Source organism: Rhodococcus sp. P3_B8, from assembly GCF_056402775.1.
Window position 1 is genome coordinate 1 of sequence record NZ_JBFUGT010000136.1, and the last position, 16,979, is coordinate 16,979.

Annotated in this window: 17 protein-coding genes; 7 read left to right on the forward strand and 10 right to left on the reverse strand. The window is 68.9% G+C overall.

Features of this window, described 5'->3' with window-relative positions; translation table 11 throughout:
* Positions 1 to 321: 321 nt before the first annotated feature.
* A complete protein-coding gene (locus AC1D1G_RS28515; RefSeq protein ID WP_280778625.1) occupies positions 322 to 699 on the reverse strand; it encodes a YccF domain-containing protein in 378 nt (125 codons plus the stop codon).
* A gap of 30 nt (positions 700 to 729) precedes the next feature.
* Positions 730 to 969 carry a hypothetical protein gene (locus tag AC1D1G_RS28520; RefSeq protein WP_280778624.1) on the reverse strand — a complete coding sequence of 80 codons (240 nt, stop codon included), beginning with the start codon at positions 967 to 969 and terminating at the stop codon, positions 730 to 732.
* Between the two features lie 153 nt (positions 970 to 1,122).
* Here AC1D1G_RS28520 and AC1D1G_RS28525 point away from each other — a divergent pair, with 153 nt between their 5' ends.
* Positions 1,123 to 1,533 carry a cold-shock protein gene (locus AC1D1G_RS28525; RefSeq protein ID WP_005255275.1) on the forward strand — a complete coding sequence of 137 codons (411 nt, stop codon included), beginning with the start codon at positions 1,123 to 1,125 and terminating at the stop codon, positions 1,531 to 1,533.
* Positions 1,534 to 1,593: 60 nt separating this feature from the next.
* Here AC1D1G_RS28525 and AC1D1G_RS28530 read toward each other — a convergent pair whose 3' ends face one another.
* The 3 genes from AC1D1G_RS28530 to AC1D1G_RS28540 all read right to left on the reverse strand — a co-directional run bounded on the left by AC1D1G_RS28530 (position 1,594) and on the right by AC1D1G_RS28540 (position 4,622).
* The gene (locus AC1D1G_RS28530) at positions 1,594 to 2,079 is read right to left on the reverse strand and encodes a DUF2771 domain-containing protein (protein ID WP_283330731.1); all 486 of its coding nucleotides are present in this window, start codon (positions 2,077 to 2,079) and stop codon (positions 1,594 to 1,596) included.
* A 6-nt stretch (positions 2,080 to 2,085) separates the two neighbouring features.
* A complete protein-coding gene (locus tag AC1D1G_RS28535; protein ID WP_280778622.1) occupies positions 2,086 to 3,756 on the reverse strand; it encodes an MFS transporter in 1,671 nt (556 codons plus the stop codon).
* Positions 3,757 to 3,827: 71 nt separating this feature from the next.
* A complete protein-coding gene (locus AC1D1G_RS28540; protein WP_477954654.1) occupies positions 3,828 to 4,622 on the reverse strand; it encodes a glutaminyl-peptide cyclotransferase in 795 nt (264 codons plus the stop codon).
* A gap of 38 nt (positions 4,623 to 4,660) precedes the next feature.
* Between AC1D1G_RS28540 and AC1D1G_RS28545 the strand changes: the two genes are divergently transcribed.
* From AC1D1G_RS28545 to AC1D1G_RS28555, 3 genes are all read left to right on the forward strand, one after another.
* The gene (locus AC1D1G_RS28545) at positions 4,661 to 5,506 is read left to right on the forward strand and encodes a DUF3027 domain-containing protein (protein WP_477954655.1); all 846 of its coding nucleotides are present in this window, start codon (positions 4,661 to 4,663) and stop codon (positions 5,504 to 5,506) included.
* A 176-nt stretch (positions 5,507 to 5,682) separates the two neighbouring features.
* Positions 5,683 to 8,247, forward strand: a complete 2,565-nt coding sequence (locus AC1D1G_RS28550) for an ATP-binding protein (RefSeq protein ID WP_477954656.1) — start codon at positions 5,683 to 5,685, stop codon at positions 8,245 to 8,247.
* Entirely contained in the window at positions 8,237 to 8,791 is a 555-nt protein-coding gene (locus AC1D1G_RS28555) for a phosphatase PAP2 family protein (protein WP_280778618.1), read from the forward strand. Before AC1D1G_RS28550 ends, AC1D1G_RS28555 begins: the two co-directional genes overlap by 11 nt.
* A 19-nt stretch (positions 8,792 to 8,810) precedes the next feature.
* Here the strand turns inward: AC1D1G_RS28555 and AC1D1G_RS28560 are convergent, their stop codons facing one another.
* The gene (locus AC1D1G_RS28560) at positions 8,811 to 9,059 is read right to left on the reverse strand and encodes a DUF2530 domain-containing protein (protein WP_009478020.1); all 249 of its coding nucleotides are present in this window, start codon (positions 9,057 to 9,059) and stop codon (positions 8,811 to 8,813) included.
* A 76-nt stretch (positions 9,060 to 9,135) separates the two neighbouring features.
* On the opposite strand from AC1D1G_RS28560, the gene AC1D1G_RS28565 reads away from it, so the two are divergent.
* The 3 genes from AC1D1G_RS28565 (at position 9,136) to AC1D1G_RS28575 (ending at position 12,594) form a co-directional block, all read left to right on the forward strand.
* Positions 9,136 to 10,590 (forward strand): NCS2 family permease, encoded by a 1,455-nt coding sequence (locus AC1D1G_RS28565; protein ID WP_105414310.1) that lies wholly within the window; start codon positions 9,136 to 9,138, stop codon positions 10,588 to 10,590.
* A gap of 33 nt (positions 10,591 to 10,623) precedes the next feature.
* On the forward strand, positions 10,624 to 11,055 hold the full coding sequence (locus AC1D1G_RS28570) for an Rv0880 family HTH-type transcriptional regulator (protein WP_005244136.1): 432 nt from the start codon (positions 10,624 to 10,626) through the stop codon (positions 11,053 to 11,055).
* Between the two features lie 207 nt (positions 11,056 to 11,262).
* Positions 11,263 to 12,594 carry an MFS transporter gene (locus AC1D1G_RS28575; protein WP_477954661.1) on the forward strand — a complete coding sequence of 444 codons (1,332 nt, stop codon included), beginning with the start codon at positions 11,263 to 11,265 and terminating at the stop codon, positions 12,592 to 12,594.
* 16 nt (positions 12,595 to 12,610) lie between these two features.
* Here the strand turns inward: AC1D1G_RS28575 and AC1D1G_RS28580 are convergent, their stop codons facing one another.
* The 4 genes from AC1D1G_RS28580 to AC1D1G_RS28595 all read right to left on the reverse strand — a co-directional run.
* A complete protein-coding gene (locus tag AC1D1G_RS28580) occupies positions 12,611 to 13,465 on the reverse strand; it encodes an FAD binding domain-containing protein (protein WP_283330735.1) in 855 nt (284 codons plus the stop codon).
* Positions 13,462 to 15,837, reverse strand: a complete 2,376-nt coding sequence (locus tag AC1D1G_RS28585; RefSeq protein ID WP_283330736.1) for a xanthine dehydrogenase family protein molybdopterin-binding subunit — start codon at positions 15,835 to 15,837, stop codon at positions 13,462 to 13,464. The genes AC1D1G_RS28580 and AC1D1G_RS28585 overlap by 4 nt, the downstream gene beginning before the upstream one ends.
* Complete coding sequence (locus AC1D1G_RS28590; RefSeq protein WP_105414307.1) at positions 15,834 to 16,367, reverse strand: (2Fe-2S)-binding protein; 534 nt, start codon at positions 16,365 to 16,367, stop codon at positions 15,834 to 15,836. The genes AC1D1G_RS28585 and AC1D1G_RS28590 overlap by 4 nt, the downstream gene beginning before the upstream one ends.
* 96 nt (positions 16,368 to 16,463) lie before the next feature.
* On the reverse strand, positions 16,464 to 16,979 hold a 516-nt coding region (locus tag AC1D1G_RS28595; protein ID WP_477954660.1), incomplete at its 5' end, for a vWA domain-containing protein.

The following is a 16,979-nucleotide window of genomic DNA, read 5'->3' on the forward strand; positions in this document are numbered from 1 at the left end:
GGCCGGTGTCCGTCTGAGAACTTGCGTTCCCTGGAGGACTTTGGGTCCCCCGTCCTCGTCCCTGGAATGCTTCGTCGGGACTCCGGTACCCGCGGGACGAGGTTTGGCGCGGCGGGCCGGATGTGGCCGATGTTTCCTCGGCCGGTGACGACGGTAACGGGCCGAGGCCGCAGTGTCACCATTTGATAACGCGGAGTGTCTTCGCCTGTTGCGGGGCCCCATTGGGCGCGCAGGGACTCTTCCCAGCTAGTGGCGACAAGACGTGCGTATCGCCGAGCCGTTGCCCTTCCGTTACCGGGCCGTGATGTGAGTAAGCTCACATCACTGGGGAGCGTCGATGATGTCCTTGCCGAGGGGCATGAGCGAGATGGGGATCATCTTCAGATTTGCGACCGCGAGGGGGATCCCGATGATCGTGATCGCCATGGCGATTGCCGTCACGACGTGCCCGATCGCGAGCCACAGACCGGCGATGACGAACCAGATGACGTTGCCGATCAGCGAGGCCACACCTGCCGTCGGCTTGTCGACCACGGTCTTCCCGAACGGCCACAGCGCGTAGACGCCGACCCGGAACGACGCGATGCCGAACGGGATCGTGATGATCAGGATGCAGCACAGGATTCCGGCGACGAAGTACCCCAGCGCCAGCCACAGACCGCCGAAGATCAGCCAGATGATGTTGAGCAGAATTCTCATGATCGTCCCCTCGGTCGGTGGTCGGGTGTGTCAGCGCGAGCGTCTGCCCTGCCTCAGTGCCGCGACGATTCCGAGGAGGAATCCGATCGGGCACGCGAGGGCGATGAGATAGAGAACGAGGCCCGGTTCGGAATCGGAGAGCACCGGGGTCAGGAAGATCGCCACGATCGCGACGAAGCCGACCGCGAAGAGGGCGAGTGCGACGCGCAGGAGTCCGTCGCCCCTCCGGGGTGTCTGAGGAGTGCTCGAAGGAGTCGGTTCGTGGGCCACACCAGCAACGATAGTGCCTGGAAACCCGGATGCCGGAGGGGGTCTCTGCAAGGTAGACTGTGGGCACTGCGCGTCCCGCACCAGAGGTGGGGCGCGCTGTTTTGCATACCAAGTGCAACCAACTGCACTCCAAGTGATGAGCGGGTGAACGCGGTGCCGACCGGCAAGGTGAAGTGGTACGACGTCGAAAAGGGCTTCGGCTTTCTGTCGCAGGAAGAAGGGGAGGACGTCTACGTGCGTTCGTCCGCTCTTCCCGAGGGCGTCGAGGGCCTCAAGGCCGGTCAGCGCGTCGAGTTCGGCATGGCCGCCGGTCGACGCGGCCCCCAGGCTCTGAGCCTGAAGGTGCTCGACCCGGCACCGTCGCTGCGTCAGAACGCCGCACGCAAGGAGCCGTCCGCCAAGAAGCACACGCCGGACGAACTCCACGGCATGGTCGAGGACATGATCACGCTGCTCGAGGCGAAGGTCCAGCCCGATCTGCGCAAGGGCAAGTACCCGGACCGCAAGACCGCCCAGCGCATCTCCGAGGTGGTCCGCGCCGTCGCGCGCGAGCTCGACAGCTGATTCGACGGACAACGGGAAGGCCCCTGCGCTTCGGCGCAGGGGCCTTCTTCGTGTGTCGTGTCAGGCGGTCTTGATCGACCAGGCTGCCCGGGCCTGCGTGAGCCCCTGCTCGTCGATGACGGCGGACGGCAGCTGGATCTCGACGCCGGCCAGCTGCAGGTCTTCCGAGGAGGGCACGGTCACGGCGCGGGTCTCACCGGCGCGGTGAGCCTGTTCCTGGACGAGGACCTGCCCCGACGCGTCCTGGTAGACGACGAGCATGCGCCACGGCGCGTCGACGATCTCCTGTGGCAGCGACAGCTGCAGCGAGGAGCCGGGTGGCACGTCGAGTTCGGCGAGGTCGCCGGTTGTGCAGTCCTCGAGATACAGGTTGCAGTACGCCAGCGGGGGGATCTGCTCGGCCCGGTTGTGCGCGAAGGCGGTGATCTCGGGCAGGCGGGGCGAGGAGTTGCGGACCAGTGCGTACAGGACTCCGACGAAGGCCACCAGGACCACCATCAGGCCCACCACGATCAGTGCCAGGATCTTCTTGGTTCGCGCCTGCATTCTCACTTACGTCACATTTCCTGTCGATCGGTCGGCCCGGTGGGTCGAGTGGGGCTCGGTCACTTCTTGTTCGGCCAGGTCGGGGCGTTTTCCGCCGAGTCCGGGCAGAAGGGTGCTGCCGCGGTAGGTGAGGACGGTCTGGACGAGCCCGATGGTCATGACGGCGGACACGACCGAGAACCCGATCCAGTACTCGGTGGGCAGCAGTACGCCCAGCGCGCCGCCCACGACCCAGCTCAGCTGCAGAACCGTCTCGGATCTGCCGAATCCGGACGCGATCGATTCCTCGGGGAGGTCGTGCTGCAGCGACGCGTCCAGCGACACCTTGGCCAGGGCGCTGGCCGCCGACGCGACGAGGGTGGCCAGGGCGGCGGTCAGCAGATTGTCGGTGATCGCGGCGAGAACCGCGATGATCCACACGGCGCCCGTGCAGCGCAGCACGATGAGGGCGGGGCGGCCGAGTTTGATCCGGGCGCCCGCGGCGTTGCCTGCGAAGTTGCCGATGCCTGCGGCGGCGCCGACCAGGCCGAGCATGGCGGCCTGCACCAGCGGCTCGTGGTCGGTCTTCGACTTCGCGACGAACGCGATGTACAGCGTGAGGAACCCGGTGAGCACGCGGATGGTGCTGTTTCCCCACAGTCCGGTGATGACCGCACGGCCCAGCGGTTGCCTGCGTTTACCGGATTTCGCGGTGGCCGCGGCTTCGGCCTGCAGCACGCGGGTGCGGCCCAGCACCTCGGTCGGGTGCTCGTCGCCGTGGTAGGTGAGGGTGGCGGGCACCTCGCCCTCGGTGACCTCCACCCACGACGGGATCCGCATGCTGAGGTACGCGCCGAGGGCGGTGATGACCGCCGCCAGCCACAGCGCGCCGACGGACCCGGTGGCCATCGCGAGACCACCCGCGAGGGCGCCGGCACCGATGGTTCCGCCGAGCAGTCCGAACACGGTGAGCCGGGAGTTGACCCGCACCAGGTCGATCTCCGGTGGCAGCACACGTGGTGTGACCGCACTCTTGAGCACCGAGAACGACTTGCTGAGCACCATCATTCCGAGCGCGGCCGGATACAGCACCCAGCTGTCGAAGTTGAAGACGAGAACGATCGCCAGGATCGTCCGGAGACCGAACGACGTGGCCAGGGCGACGCGACGGCCGTGCTGAAGCCGGTCGAGCATCGGACCGATCAGCGGAGCGATGACGGCGAACGGGGCGATGGTGATCAGTAGGTACAGCGCGACCTTCGTCTTGTCCTCGCCCGTCGCGGCCGAGAAGAACAGGGTGTTCGCCAGGGCGACGGCGATGGCCGCGTCGGTCGCGTTGTTGGCCATCACCGCGTAGGTCAGCGCGGTGAGCCCCGACTTGTCCGCGCCGTCCGCCTTGGCCGCGCGATGGAACGTCGCGATGCCCTTGTTGGTGAGTTCCCGGCTGCGCATCGCCGCGACCCGGGTGACGGTGAGCTTGCGCGGCATCGGCGGCGCTTTGGGGGCGTCGGCCCGTTCCTCGTCGGAACGGGGACGCTGCCCGCCGCCGACCGGATGGAGGGGAGGGAGCGGTGTGCGTCGACCTCCCGAGCGTGCGGCGGGCGGGTATTTGTCGTAGCCGGGATGAACGGGGGGCCCGGAATTCTCGTCAGGAGCCCGACCGCCGTCAGGCTCGTAGGGTTCGCGCGGTCCGGTCACTCCCTAATTCTGTCCTAGTCGGGAGACATGCGACCACAGCAACCCCGGCCAATGCTGGTCAGATCGGCCTGTCAGGGAACGAACCGCACCTCGAACATGCGCGGCCAGTACTTTCCGGTGACGAGGAAGCGGTCCGTTCCCGGGATCTGCGCGATGCCGTTGAGGACGTCGACGTCCCGCGGGCCGGGCGGGAGCGTGTCGCGGACGGCCGAGGCGTCGATCTCCGCGGTGACCCGCCCGTCCGAGGGATCGATGCGGACGAAGGTGTCGGTGGTCCAGACGTTGGCGTAGATGGCGCCGTCGTCCGCGCATTCGAGTTCGTTGAGGCGGCCCAGCAGGTTTCCGTCCCGCACCGCCTGCACGGTGCGCCGTGGTTCGAACGTGACCGGGTCGCGGAACGTGAGGGTGGGTGAGCCGTCGCTCGTGACCAGTGCGTCGGGCAAGGCGCAGATGCCCCACCCTTCGCCGTCGAACGGGACGCGCCGCTGTTCGGCGAGTGTCGCGCGATCGCGGGCGACGGCAACCCCGTCACGCCACGTCAGCTGCCAGACCGTGTCGCCGCTCACCGTGATGCCCTCGCCGAACAGGGGAGACGGCAATTCCGCGCGCGCCCGGACGGTGCCACTGTCGAGGTCGGTGGCCTGCACCCAGGACTCGCCGGGCCGGCCGGTGCCCTCGAGCAACTCGGGGCCGTCGATCTCGAGTCCCTGGGTGAACGCATTCGGGTCGTGGTCGAGGGTGCGGACGATCTCCACACGAAGGTCCGCACCGGACGCGCCCGCCGCCACGGGACTCTGCGGGGAGCACGCGGTGACCATCCACGCCACCGCGAGCAGGGCTGGGACGAGGTGCCTCCGGCCGGTCATCGGACCAGCATGACAGCCCAGGTGGGCACGCACTTGCGGTGGTGCGGCAAACTGGTGGTGTGAGTGTTGCTTCTTCCGACGAGTGCGCAGTGGCGCGTCCCGTACTGACCGACGCCGTCGAGCTCGCCCGAACCGCCTTGGTCGAACTGCAGGAAGGGGGAGTCGGCGACTACCTGGGCGTCACGTCCGAGGACGCGTGCGCCGCGACTCACCGTTTCGTTGCGGACCTTCCGGGCTACCGGGGCTGGCAGTGGGCGGTGGTGGTGGCTGCCGATCCCGAAGCGGACCATGCCACCGTCAGCGAACTCGCCCTCCTCCCCGGACCCGATGCGCTGGTCGCACCCGAGTGGATCCCGTGGGACCAGCGCATTCGCCCCGGCGATCTGTCCGCGGGCGATCTGCTGGCACCGCCGGCCGGTGACCCCCGCCTCGTCCCGGGCTATGTGGCGACGGGTGACCCCGAGATCGACGAGACCGCCCTCGAACTCGGCCTGGGCCGCAAGCAGGTGATGAGCCTCGAAGGTCGCGTCGACGCTGCCGAACGCTGGCACGACGGCGACTACGGCCCCGATTCCGAGATGGCCAAGGCCGCGCCGTCGACGTGCGGGCTGTGCGGCTTCTACCTTCCGCTCGCCGGTTCGCTGCACGCGTCGTTCGGGGTGTGCGGCAACGAGATGGCCGCCGACGGGCACGTGGTCGACGCGGCCTACGGTTGCGGCGCCCACTCCGACACCCTGCTGCCGACGGGTGCCGGTTCGCCGCAATTCGACGCCTACGACGACGGCGCCGTCGAGGTAGTCGAGCGGGCCGTCGCCGAAACGGAGAACGAGCCCGAAGCTGCTGCCGAGGTCACCGAGGCCGAGGAATCCGCATCGACCAGCTAGCCGATCCTTTCGGCACCGCCGCCCTGAGGGATTCGACGCTTCTGGCGTGGCGAACGTCCCCGACCCGTCTGCGGGAGGATGCGGCGGCCGAATCCGATCTGGCCCGCGCCGGCTACCGCGACCGGCTCCTCACCGAGCTGGCGCAGAACGCGGCCGATGCCGCAGCTCGCGCCGAAGTGCCCGGCGAGCTGTCCGTGCAACTCGACGGGCGCGTCCTGAGCGTGTCCAACACGGGCACGCCGCTGGACGAGCCGGGAGTCCAGGCGCTGGTCGCGTTGCGGGCGTCGAACAAGTCCGGCACGACCGTCGGCCGGTACGGTGTCGGTTTCACGGCGGTGCTGTCGGTGAGCGACGAGGTCGAACTGCGGTCGACGTCCGGTTCGGTGCTGTTCTCCGCGGAACGGACGAGGTCGGAGCTGCGGGAACTCGACGGTGCGGACCCGGGAGCGGACGTGCCTGCCCTGCGGCTGGCGTGGCCGACGGAAACCCGCCCGGCCGCAGGCGCGGCGTCGGAAGTCGTGTTGACGCTGCGCGAGGACGTGGACGGTGAATCGCTGCTCGCCTACATGGCCCGCGAGGCGCCCGACCTTCTGCTCGAACTGCCGGCGCTCGTCTCGATCACCGTGGGCGACAAGCAGTTCCGCCGCCGCGAACGGCCACTCGATTCCGGGTTGACCGAGGTCGCGATCGGCGACGACCGCTGGTGGCAGTACGAGTCCGGGCGCGCACGCTGGCTCGTGCCGGTCCGCGACGGCGTCGTCTCACCCGTCACGGAGGACGTCCTGCGCGCGCCCACCCGGTCGGACGAGGAACTGTCGATACCCGCGATCCTCGTCGCGGACATCGCCATGCAACCCGACCGCAGGCGCATCCTGCCCGGCGCCGCGATCGCCGAGTTGGCGTCCGGTTACGCCGAGTTCGTGGCCGCGGTGCCGCCCGCGCAGCGACTGTCGCTGGTTCCCGTTCCCGCGTTCGCGCGCAGCGAGGTGGACTCGGCGTTGCGGGAGCATCTCGTCACCGAACTCCGGGAGCAGCCCTGGCTGCCGACTGTCGGCGGCACGAACAAGGCCCCGGTTCGGGCGTCGGTGGTCCCCGGGCTCACCGACGAACTCGCCGAACTCCTCGCCGAGATCGTCGACGGCCTGGTCGTTCCGGACCTGTCCGGACCACGCTGGGCGCCCGCGCTGGCCGCCGTCGATGCCCACCGGCTCGGCCTGGCGCGCCTCACCGAACTTCTCAGTGGCATCGAACGGACACCGTCCTGGTGGCAGCGCCTGTATGCGGCGCTCGAACCGCTGGCCGTCGACGCCCTCGCGGCGGAGGAACTGGCATCGATCCCGGTGCCGCTGTCCGACGGCCGCACGGTGACCGGTCCGCGAACGGTGTTGCTGGGCCACGACATCGACGGTGTCCTGGGGGTCGACTGGACGCGGCTCGTCCACCCGGATGCCGCGCACCCGCTGCTGTCGCGGCTCGGCGCGAAGACCGCCACCGCCGTCGACCTGCTCTCGGATCCGGCGTTGCGGGCCGAGATCGAGGACCTCGACCCCGACGACGCGGCGGCGGCCGAAGAACTGTCGACCGCGGTGCTCGCACTCGCCGGGCGCGTCGATCCCGGCACCTTGCCGTCGTGGCTCGGACAGCTGCCCCTCCCGGATGTCGACGGGGAGTTGCGCGGTGCGGACGAATTGCTGTTGCCCGGTGCGCCTCTCGCCGACGTCCTGGTGGACGATTCACCGTTCACGTCCGTGGACGCCGCGTTCGCGGAGCGGGTGGGGGAGGACGCCCTCCGCGCGGTGGGCGTCGGCTGGGGTTTCACCGTGCTCCGCGCCGAACTCCCCACCGGTCCCGATCACGACCTCGACGACGAGGACCGCTGGTGGGACACACTCGACGACGACCCCGACGAGATCGGGGCGGTGCGCGACCTGGACCTGGTGGACGAGGACCGCTGGCCGCAGGCGCTGACGATGCTCGCCCGGGACCAGTCGACGCGTCCGCTGCTGGCCGACCGCGCCGGGTACACGGCCTGGTGGCTGCGTCACAACGCAGAGTTGGACGGTCAGGTGCTCGGTCTGCTCCGCGATCCGTCCGACTCGACGTTTGCCGGACTGCTCGACCCCGTCGAGCACCCGGAGTCCGCCGTATTCGCGGCGGCCCTGGCGCCGTCGACGGTCGACTCTCCCGAACTCGCACAGCTACTCCTGGATCGACTGGCCGACCCTGACCGTGAACCCAGTCCCGCGGTGATCGCGCGGGCACACAGCCTGCTCGCGGCCGCCGCGGCCGCACATCTTCTCGACCTCGAGGACCTGCACCTGCCCGAACACGTGCGCGGCCTGACGGGCGCCCTCGTCGACCCCGGCGACGCCCTGGTGCTGGACGCACCGTGGCTGGCCGCCGCGGTGCCGCGTGCGCGCCTGGTGGTCGGGAGCCTGGACACCGCCGAGGCACTCGCCGATCTGCTGGACCTCCCCCTCGCGTCCGCGGCCATCCGCGGCACCGTCACCGGTTCCGGCCGTGAATCCTCGTGGGATCGCGAACCCGCCGCCGTGCTCGCCTTCGCCGCACTCGGCCGCGACCTGCCGCACGGGCCCGTCGTCGTCCATCCCCGGCTCACGGTGAAGCTCACGGGCGCGATCGACACCGAGATCGCGGTCCCGTGGTGGGTGGACGAGCAGGGGACCACCCATTGCTCCGAGTCGTGGGCCGAAGGCACGTGGGGCGCCGGTGTCGTTTGACCAGAGCGTGCTCGACAGCGCCGTCGGGGATCGCACACCGTGGTTGATCGACGTCGTCACCGTCGTCACGCACAGCGGCGGAACGGTCGCGGCCTGGATCGTGTCCACCGTCCTGACAACGACCCTCCTGCTCCAGGGCCGCCGGCGCGAAGCCGTCCTCGTGGCCGGCGCGATGCTGTCGGGTCTGGCCGTGATGACCACGCTCAAGAATCTGTTCGAGCGGCAACGCCCGCCACTGCCCGATCGGCTGGTGGAGATCTCGACGTTCTCGTTCCCGTCCGGTCACGCGATGATGACCGCGATCCTCGCCAGCGTTCTCGTCGCCGTGACCCTCCGGGTCGTGCTGGTGGGGCACGTCCGGATCGCGCTGGTCTTCCTGCTGGTGCTGTACACGCTGGCAGTGGGGCTGTCGCGTGTCTACCTCGCCGCGCACTGGATGACCGACGTCCTCGCCGGGTGGACGTTCGGCGCGCTGTGGGCGGCGTTCTGGATCCTGCTGACCCGTACCCGGCCACGCCGGGCCCTGACCTCGAGCGAGATCTAGAGCAGTCCCTGCTGCATCACTAGAGCAGTCCCTGCTGTGCCCCGCGGCTGCCGCGCCGGGCCGCCCGCCGCTGCAACGCGAACAGTCCGTAGCCGAGGAATCCGACCACAACCCCCGCTATACACGTCGGAAGCGCATCCGACCACCGGTCGCCCGTGACGATCACCACGACGATCGCGACCGCCCACGCCAGCGTTCCCAGTATCAGCGCAGGTCGCGGGTCGGCGAGGCGCTGAGTGAGGGGTGGGCGATCTGCGGATTCGTTCACCGAATGAACGCTACCCTCGCCGTGGTGCCCTAATCTCCAAGGGCGACGCGCGACTTCTGGCGATGGGGACTGAACAATGGGTGCTGCTCCGAAACTGCTCGACAACTACTTCAAGATCACCGAGCGTGGTTCGACGGTAGGCGCGGAGATTCGCGGCGGAGTGGTGACGTTCGTCGCAATGGCATACATCGTGGTGCTGAACCCGCTCATCCTCGGCAGCTTCTCCGCCGACGACGCCGTCGCGAAGACCGACGTCCTCGGCAACATCCTCCCCGTCAACCAGGTGGCAGCGGTCACCGCCCTGGTGGCGGGACTGATGAGCATCGTCTTCGGGGTCGTCGCGAACTATCCCTTCGCGATCGCGGCGGGCCTCGGCATCAACAGTCTTCTCGCCGTCACCATCGCACCGCAGGTCACCTGGCCCGAGGCGATGGGCCTCGTGGTGATCGACGGTGTCATCATCGTCGTGTTGGCGCTCACCGGATTCCGGACGGCCGTCTTCAATGCCATTCCGGCCGAGCTCAAATCCGCCATCGCCGCCGGTATCGGCATGTTCATCGCGTTCATCGGTCTCGTCGACGCCGGGTTCGTGCGGCGCATCCCGGACGCCGCGGGCACCACCGTCCCCGTCGGCCTGGGCATCAACGGATCGATCTCCTCCTGGCCGACCGTGACGTTCGTGTTCGGTGTGCTGCTGATGGGTGTCCTGGTGGTGCGCAAGGTGCGCGGCGGTCTGCTGATCGGCATCGTCGTCACCACCGTGCTTGCCGCGATCATCGAGGCCGTCGCCGGTGTCGGACCGTCGCTGGGCGTGAACCCCTACGGCTGGAACCTCAGTGTCCCGGCCGCACCCGATGTGCTGGCGGAACTTCCGGATCTCAGCCTCGTCGGCGACGTCAGCATCTTCGGCGCGTTCACCCGCATCGGCGTACTCGCGGCCAGCCTGCTGGTGTTCACGCTGGTGCTCGCCAACTTCTTCGACGCCATGGGCACGATGACCGGGCTCGGCAAGGAAGCGGGCCTCACCGACGAGGACGGCAACCTGCCCAACATCGGACGGGCCCTGGTCGTCGAGGGCACCGGCGCCATCGTCGGTGGCGGCGCGTCGGCGTCGTCCAACACAGTGTTCGTGGAATCCGCTTCGGGTATCGCCGAGGGCGCCCGCACCGGACTCGCGAATGTGGTGACGGGACTGCTGTTCCTGGCCGCGATGTTCCTGACCCCGCTGTATTCGGTGGTGCCGATCGAGGCGGCCGCGCCGGCATTGGTCGTGGTGGGCGCGATGATGATCGGTCAGGTCCGCGACATCGATTTCACCCAGTTCTCGATCGCGCTGCCCGCGTTCCTCACCATCGCCGTCATGCCGTTCACGTACTCGATCGCCAACGGCATCGGCGTCGGATTCGTGTCGTGGGTCGTGCTCAATGCTGCGAGCGGTGGTATCAAGAAGATTCACCCGTTGATGTGGGTGGTGGCGCTTCTCTTCGTGGCCTACTTCGCGGTCGGTCCGATCACCGACGCAGTAACGTAAACGGCGGCCGATCGGTCCCGTATTGTCATTCCCGTGACCACGGATACGCGAGCACTCGCCAGTGACCTTTCCCTGGCTGTCGTGCGCCTCACGCGTCACCTGCGTGGGCGTCGCGTCGACGCCCAGGTATCGCTGACCCAGCTGTCGGCTCTGGCCACCCTTGCCCGCGACGGCGCCATGACGCCGGGCAATCTCGCGGCTCGGGAGAAGGTGCAGCCGCCGTCGATGACCCGGGTCATCGCGTCGCTGGTCGAACTGGGGCTGGTCGAGCGGGCACCGCATCCCACCGACGGACGGCAGATCATCGTCACGCTGTCGGATGCCGGTCACGCCCTGATCGCCGACGAGACCCACGCCCGCGAGGCGTGGATGAACGAGCGGCTGTCCGGGCTCGACGAGGCTCAGCTGAAGACCCTCCGCGACGCAGTCGGCATCATCACGTCCATCGTCGCCGACTCGGAGTAGCCCGAAGGCTGCCTGCAGTCCCCACCCGTACAACGGCATTCGACTGCCCGCACCCCGCGGTGCAGGGAAACCCGTTGCCGGAGAACGTAGCCGACATCCGGAAAGATCTCTCCCCAGGGCCGGTCGATGGCGCGCGGGGCCCGGGAGCAAGATGGATGTGTGCCGCCCGAATCCGAGTCCACCGCCTCAGCCCAGCCGAAGACCGGCATGTTCGTCGCTCTCCGCACCCGGAACTACCGGCTGTGGGCGTCGGGGCAGATCGTCTCCCTCGTCGGAACCTGGATGCAGCGGGTGGCGCAGGACTGGCTCGTCCTGACGTTGTCGAATGGCAACGCGCTCGCGGTCGGCATCGTGATGGCACTGCAGTTCGGTCCGACCCTGTTCCTGTCCGTGTGGGGCGGCGTGCTCGCCGACCGGTACGACAAGCGGCGCATCCTGATCGCGACGCAGGTGTCGATGGCGTTGTGCGCACTGGTGCTCGGGTTGCTGGACGTCGGCGGGCTGGTGGCCCTGTGGCACGTCTACCTCATCGCGTTTCTGCTGGGTTGCGCGTCGGCGATCGACGCGCCGGCGCGGCAGTCGTTCACCATCGAGATGGTCGGCAAGGAGTCGCTGCCCAATGCCATCGCCCTGAACTCGATGACGTTCAACACCGCTCGCATCATCGGCCCGGCGATCTCCGGTGTGCTGATCACCCTCATCGGCACGGGGTGGGTGTTCCTGCTCAACGTGGGCACGTTCACCGGTGTGCTGATCGCCCTGCTGATGATGAACACCCGCGAACTGTTCACGGCACCCCAGGCGGAACGCGGGAAAGGGCAGGTACGCGAGGGTTTCCGTTACGTGTGGGGTCGCACCGACCTGCGGGTGCTGATGGTGGCGGTGTTCATGGTGTCGACGTTCGGGCTGAACTTCCCGATCAGTCTCGCCGTGCTCGCCCGCAACACGTTCGAGCGCGGCGCGGACGCCTACGGACTGCTGTCGACGACTCTCGCGGTGGGCACGTTGGCCGGCGCCACGATCGCCGCGAAACGCAAGACCCCGCCGCGGCTGCGCACGTTCCTCGGCGCCGCGGCCGCATTCGGGGCGTTCGAAATCCTGGTGGGACTCATGCCCACCTACGTGCTGGTCGCGATCATGCTCGTCCCGACCGGCGCGCTGACGCTGACGTTCACGACGGCGGCGATGAACATCCTGCAGATGTCCGTGCCGTCCGAGATGCGCGGCCGGGTGATGGGCATCTACATGCTCTGTTTCCTCGGCGGCACCCCGCTGGGCAGTCCCGTTCTGGGATGGCTGGCCGACGTCCTGGACCCCCGCGCCCCGCTCGTGATCGGAGGCGCGATCTCCCTGGTCAGCGGCATCGGCGCAGCGCTCTACCTGATGCGGCACCAACGAGTGCGACTGAAAGTACGCAGACCGGACGCCGGCCGCTACCTCCCGGTGATCGAACTGCACAACGTTCTCGAACCACACCCCGTGGTGGTCTGCGACGCCACCGAGCAGGCCGTGGAAGCGAGCCGCGACCCGCGGCCCTGACGGCTGCCGGAACCGTTCAGACGCCGACCGCCGTCGCCACCGCCCTCCGGGTCAGCACTCTCGCGAGGTGGCTGCGGTACTCGGCGTCGGCGTTGCCGTCGGTGATCGGGTCGGTGCCCTCGGCGGCGTGTTCGGCCGCCGCCCGGATCAGCTCGGGATCGGCGGCATTGCCGACGAGCGCGTCCTCGACACCGCGAGCCCGCACCGGCACGGCCCCCATGTTGGTCAGCGCCACCCGGGCCTGCCGGATGATGCCGCCGTCGACCTGGATCGTCGCGGCCACCGCCACGATCGACCAGGCCTCCGCGACCGTGTTGAACTTCTCGTACCGCGCCTCCCAGCCGGTGTGCTTGGGAACCCGCACGTCCACGAGGATCTCGTCCGGTCGCAGCGTGGTGGTGTAGTAGCCCTCGAAGAAGTCCGCGACCGGGATGCTCCGCCTGCCCGCGGTACCCACGGCGGTCAGGGTGGCGTCGAGTGCCAGTGCGGGCGCGCAGAGGTCGCCCGCCGGATCGGCATGCGCCAGAGCACCACCCAGCGTGCCGCGGTGCCGGATCTGCGGATCGGCGACGGTGCGGGTGGCCTCGACGAGCAGCAGCGCGTGCTCGTGGACGAGCGGGTCTCGGATCACGTCGTAGTACGTGGTCATCGCACCGATCACGATGCTGTCCCCGTCGTCACGGACGCCGCGCAACTCACCGATCCGGCCCAGGTCGACGAGGGTGCTCGGCGAAGACAACCGCAGCCGTAGCACCGGCAGCAGGCTCTGACCGCCCGCGAGTATCTTGGCGTCCTCCCCGGCCTCGGCGAGCGCCGCCACCGCCTGTTCGACGGAGGTCGGGGACACGTAATCGAAGCTCGACGGAATCACTGGGCACCTCCCTGAGCGGTGCGGATGGCATGCCAGACCCGCATCGGCGTACACGGCATCTCGACGTCACGCACCCCGAACTGGCGGACGGCGTCGAGGACGGCATTGACGACGGCCGGGGTGGACGCGATCGTCCCCGCTTCACCGACGCCCTTGACGCCGAGCGGATTACCGGTGGCGGGAGTCTCGGTGCGACCCGTGGTGAACGTCGGCAGGTCCGCCGCCGACGGCACGTGATATTCGGCGAAGGAACCCGACAGCAGGGTGCCCGACTCGTCGTACACCGCCTCCTCGTACAGGGCCTGCGCGATGCCCTGGGCGAGTCCGCCGTGCACCTGACCCTCCACGATCAGCGGGTTGACCACGTGCCCGATGTCGTCGACGCACACGTAGGAGCGGATGCCGACCTTCCCGGTCTCGGTGTCCACCTCCACCGCACACAGGTGCGTGCCGTGCGGGAAAGAGAAGTTCTCCGGGTCGTACGCGGCCTCGGAATCCAGATTCGGTTCCACACCCTCGGGCAGGTCGTGCGCGGCGAACACGGCGAGCGCGACATCGGCGATGCCGACAGCCTTCTCGGTGCCCTTCACCCGGAACCGGCCCTCGGTGAACTCGAGATCGTCCTCGGCGCACTCCATCAGGTGCGCCGCGATGGGCCTGGCCTTCGCGATCACCTTCTCGGCGGCCTTCACCACCGCGATCGCCCCGACCGCCAAAGACCGGGAACCGTACGTGTCCATGCCTCGCGGCGACGTCTGGGTGTCGCCGTGCAGCACCTCGACGTCCTCGAACGGAACCCCGAGCTGATCTGCGACCACCTGGCTCCACGCGGTCTCGTGCCCCTGGCCATGCGCCGAGGAACCGGTGACCACCTCGACCTTGCCGGTGGGCAGCATCCGGATCGCCGCGTGTTCCCACCCGCCGGCCCCGTAGGCCAGGGCGCCGAGGGTGCGCGACGGCGCCAGACCGCACATCTCGGTGAATGTGGACACCCCGATGCCGAGTTGCACCGGGTCCTTCCGCTCGCGGCGCTCCGCCTGTTCGCGTCGGAGGCCGTCGTAGTCGAACAGCTCCCGCGCGTGCGCGGTGGCAGCCTCGTAGTTACCGGAGTCGTACGTCAGGCCCGCGACGGTGTCGAACGGGAACTCCTCGTGGGTGATCCAGTTCTTCGCCCGCAATTCCAGCGGATCCATCGACAACTCGGTCGCGAGTTCGTCCATCATCCGCTCGATCGCGAACGTCGCCTCCGGGCGCCCCGCCCCGCGGTACGCGTCGGTGGGCACCTTGTTGGTGAACACGTTGGTGCACGTGAAGTGATACGCCGGGAACTTGTAGATGCCGTTGAACATGAACGCGCCCAGGATCGGCACCCCCGAGGTGACCAGCCGCAGGTACGCGCCCATGTCGGCGAGCAGTTCGACCTTCATTCCGGTGACGGTGCCGTCGCGGCGGGCGGCCAGTGTCAGTTTCTGGATCTGGTCGCGCCCGTGATGCGCCGCGACCATCGATTCGCTGCGGGACTCGGTGTACTTGACGGGCTTGCCGAGTCGCCGCGCGACGAGCAGCGCGATGACTTCCTCCGGCGTCACCTGAAGCTTGCCGCCGAAACCGCCGCCGACGTCCGGGGCGACGACGCGCAGTTTGTGCTCCGGGATGTCGAGCGTCATCGCCAGCATCAGCCGCAGGATGTGGGGGATCTGCGTGGCCGACCACATGGTGATCTGGGCGCCGGTCGGGTCGACCACCACTGAGCGGGGTTCCATGAACGCCGGGATCAGCCGCTGCTGCCGGAAGGTGCGCTCGACGAGTACCTCGGCGTCGCGGATGGCCTGCTCGACGTCGCCTCCGGTACCGGCCTCCGCGGAGTCGAACGTCCAGGTGGCGCTGACGTTCGTCCCGAGATCCGGGTGCACGAGGTCGGCGCCGTCGGTGGCCGCGGCCGCGAGATCGAGTACGACCGGCAGGTCGTCGTACTCGACGTCGATCGCCTCGAGTGCGTCGTGCGCCTCGTACGCGCTGCGCGCGACCACGACAGCKACCGCCTCGCCCGCGAAATTGACGGCGTCGACCGCGAGGGACGGCGCGGGCGGCGACTTCATGTCCGGTGTGATCGGCCAGGCACACGGCAGGCTGCCCTGCTCGCCGGCGAGATCGGCGCCGGTGAGGACCGCGACGACACCGGGCATCTCGCGGGCGGCGGAGGCGTCGACACCGGTGATGCGGGCGTGGGCGAACGGGCTGCGCAGGATCGCCAGGTGCTGCATGCCCGGCAGCACCAGGTTGTCGGTCCAACGGGTGCGGCCCGTGACCAGATGCTCGTCTTCCTTGCGCTTCCGGGCCTTCCCGATTTCCGGTTCCGCGGTGGCGGTCATCGCACGCCTCCCTGCGCGGTGTCGGTCTTCGGCGCATCCGCCGTCGTCGGTGTTTCGGTGGTGCCGCCGCCGCGCAACCGCTGCGCCGCGTCCTGCACCGCGCTGACGATGTTCTGGTACCCGGTACAGCGGCACAGGTTGCCTTCCAACCCCAGCCGCACCGTCCGCTCGTCCGGGTCGGGTTCCTCGGCGAGCAGGTCGAGAGTCTGCATGATCATGCCGGGAGTGCAGTAGCCGCACTGCAAGGCGTGATTGTCGCGGAACGCCTGCTGCACGGGGTGCAACGTCCCGCTCCGGGACAGGCCCTCGACGGTGAGGACGTCGCCGCCGTCGGCCTGCACGGCGAGCACCGAGCAGGACTTGACGCTGTGACCGTTCAGATGAACGGTGCACGCCCCGCAGTTTCCGGTGTCGCAACCGATGACGGTGCCGACCTTGCCGAGCCGGTCCCGAAGATAGTGGACGAGGAGCAGTCGCGGTTCCACCTCGTCCGTGTATGCCGTTCCGTCGACGGTGACAGTGATGCGCATTGCGCCTCCAAAGCCGGGAGCGTCAGGTGATACGTCCTACTCTGCGCCGACGGAGCGCGAACAACACCCGAAATCGTGGAACCGGTTCAGGATCGGTCACGTTCGGCGTGCGACCTCGAGCAGTTCCTGCAGTGTCGCGAGACTGTGGCCGGCGAGCAGACGATCGACGAACGGCAGGGCGGCCGCGATCCCGGACTGCACCGGCTCGTATCCGTCAGCGCCGGCGTGCGGATTCACCCATAGCACGGTGCGCGCGAGCCGGCGCAGCTGAGCCATCTGCTCCGCGAGCAGGGCCGGGTCACCGCGCTCCCAGCCGTCGGAGAAGATCACCACGACGGCGCCGCGCGCGACGCCGCGCCTTCCCCAGCGGTCCAGGAACGCGCGCAGCGTCTCGCCGAGGCGGGTGCCGCCCGCCCAGTCCGGCACGGCCCGGCCCGCGGCGGCGAGCGCCACTTCCGGGTCGCGGACCCGCAGCGCCCGGGAGAGCCGCGTCAGCCGAGTGCCCAGTGAGAACACCTCGGTGCCTGCGGGGTTTCCGCGGGCGACGACGTGCGCGAAGCGCAGCAGCGCATCGGCGTACGGGCTCATCGATCCGGACACGTCGATCAGCAG

Excerpts from the sequence above, each read along its gene's own strand:
- AC1D1G_RS28515 (WP_280778625.1), bottom strand. The coding sequence starts at position 699 with ATGAGAATTCTGCTCAACATCATCTGGCTGATCTTCGGCGGTCTGTGG.
- AC1D1G_RS28530 (WP_283330731.1), bottom strand. The coding sequence starts at position 2,079 with ATGCAGGCGCGAACCAAGAAGATCCTGGCACTGATCGTGGTGGGCCTG.
- AC1D1G_RS28540 (WP_477954654.1), bottom strand. The coding sequence starts at position 4,622 with ATGACCGGCCGGAGGCACCTCGTCCCAGCCCTGCTCGCGGTGGCGTGG.
- AC1D1G_RS28565 (WP_105414310.1), top strand. The coding sequence starts at position 9,136 with ATGGGTGCTGCTCCGAAACTGCTCGACAACTACTTCAAGATCACCGAG.
- AC1D1G_RS28575 (WP_477954661.1), top strand. The coding sequence starts at position 11,263 with ATGTTCGTCGCTCTCCGCACCCGGAACTACCGGCTGTGGGCGTCGGGG.
- AC1D1G_RS28590 (WP_105414307.1), bottom strand. The coding sequence starts at position 16,367 with ATGCGCATCACTGTCACCGTCGACGGAACGGCATACACGGACGAGGTG.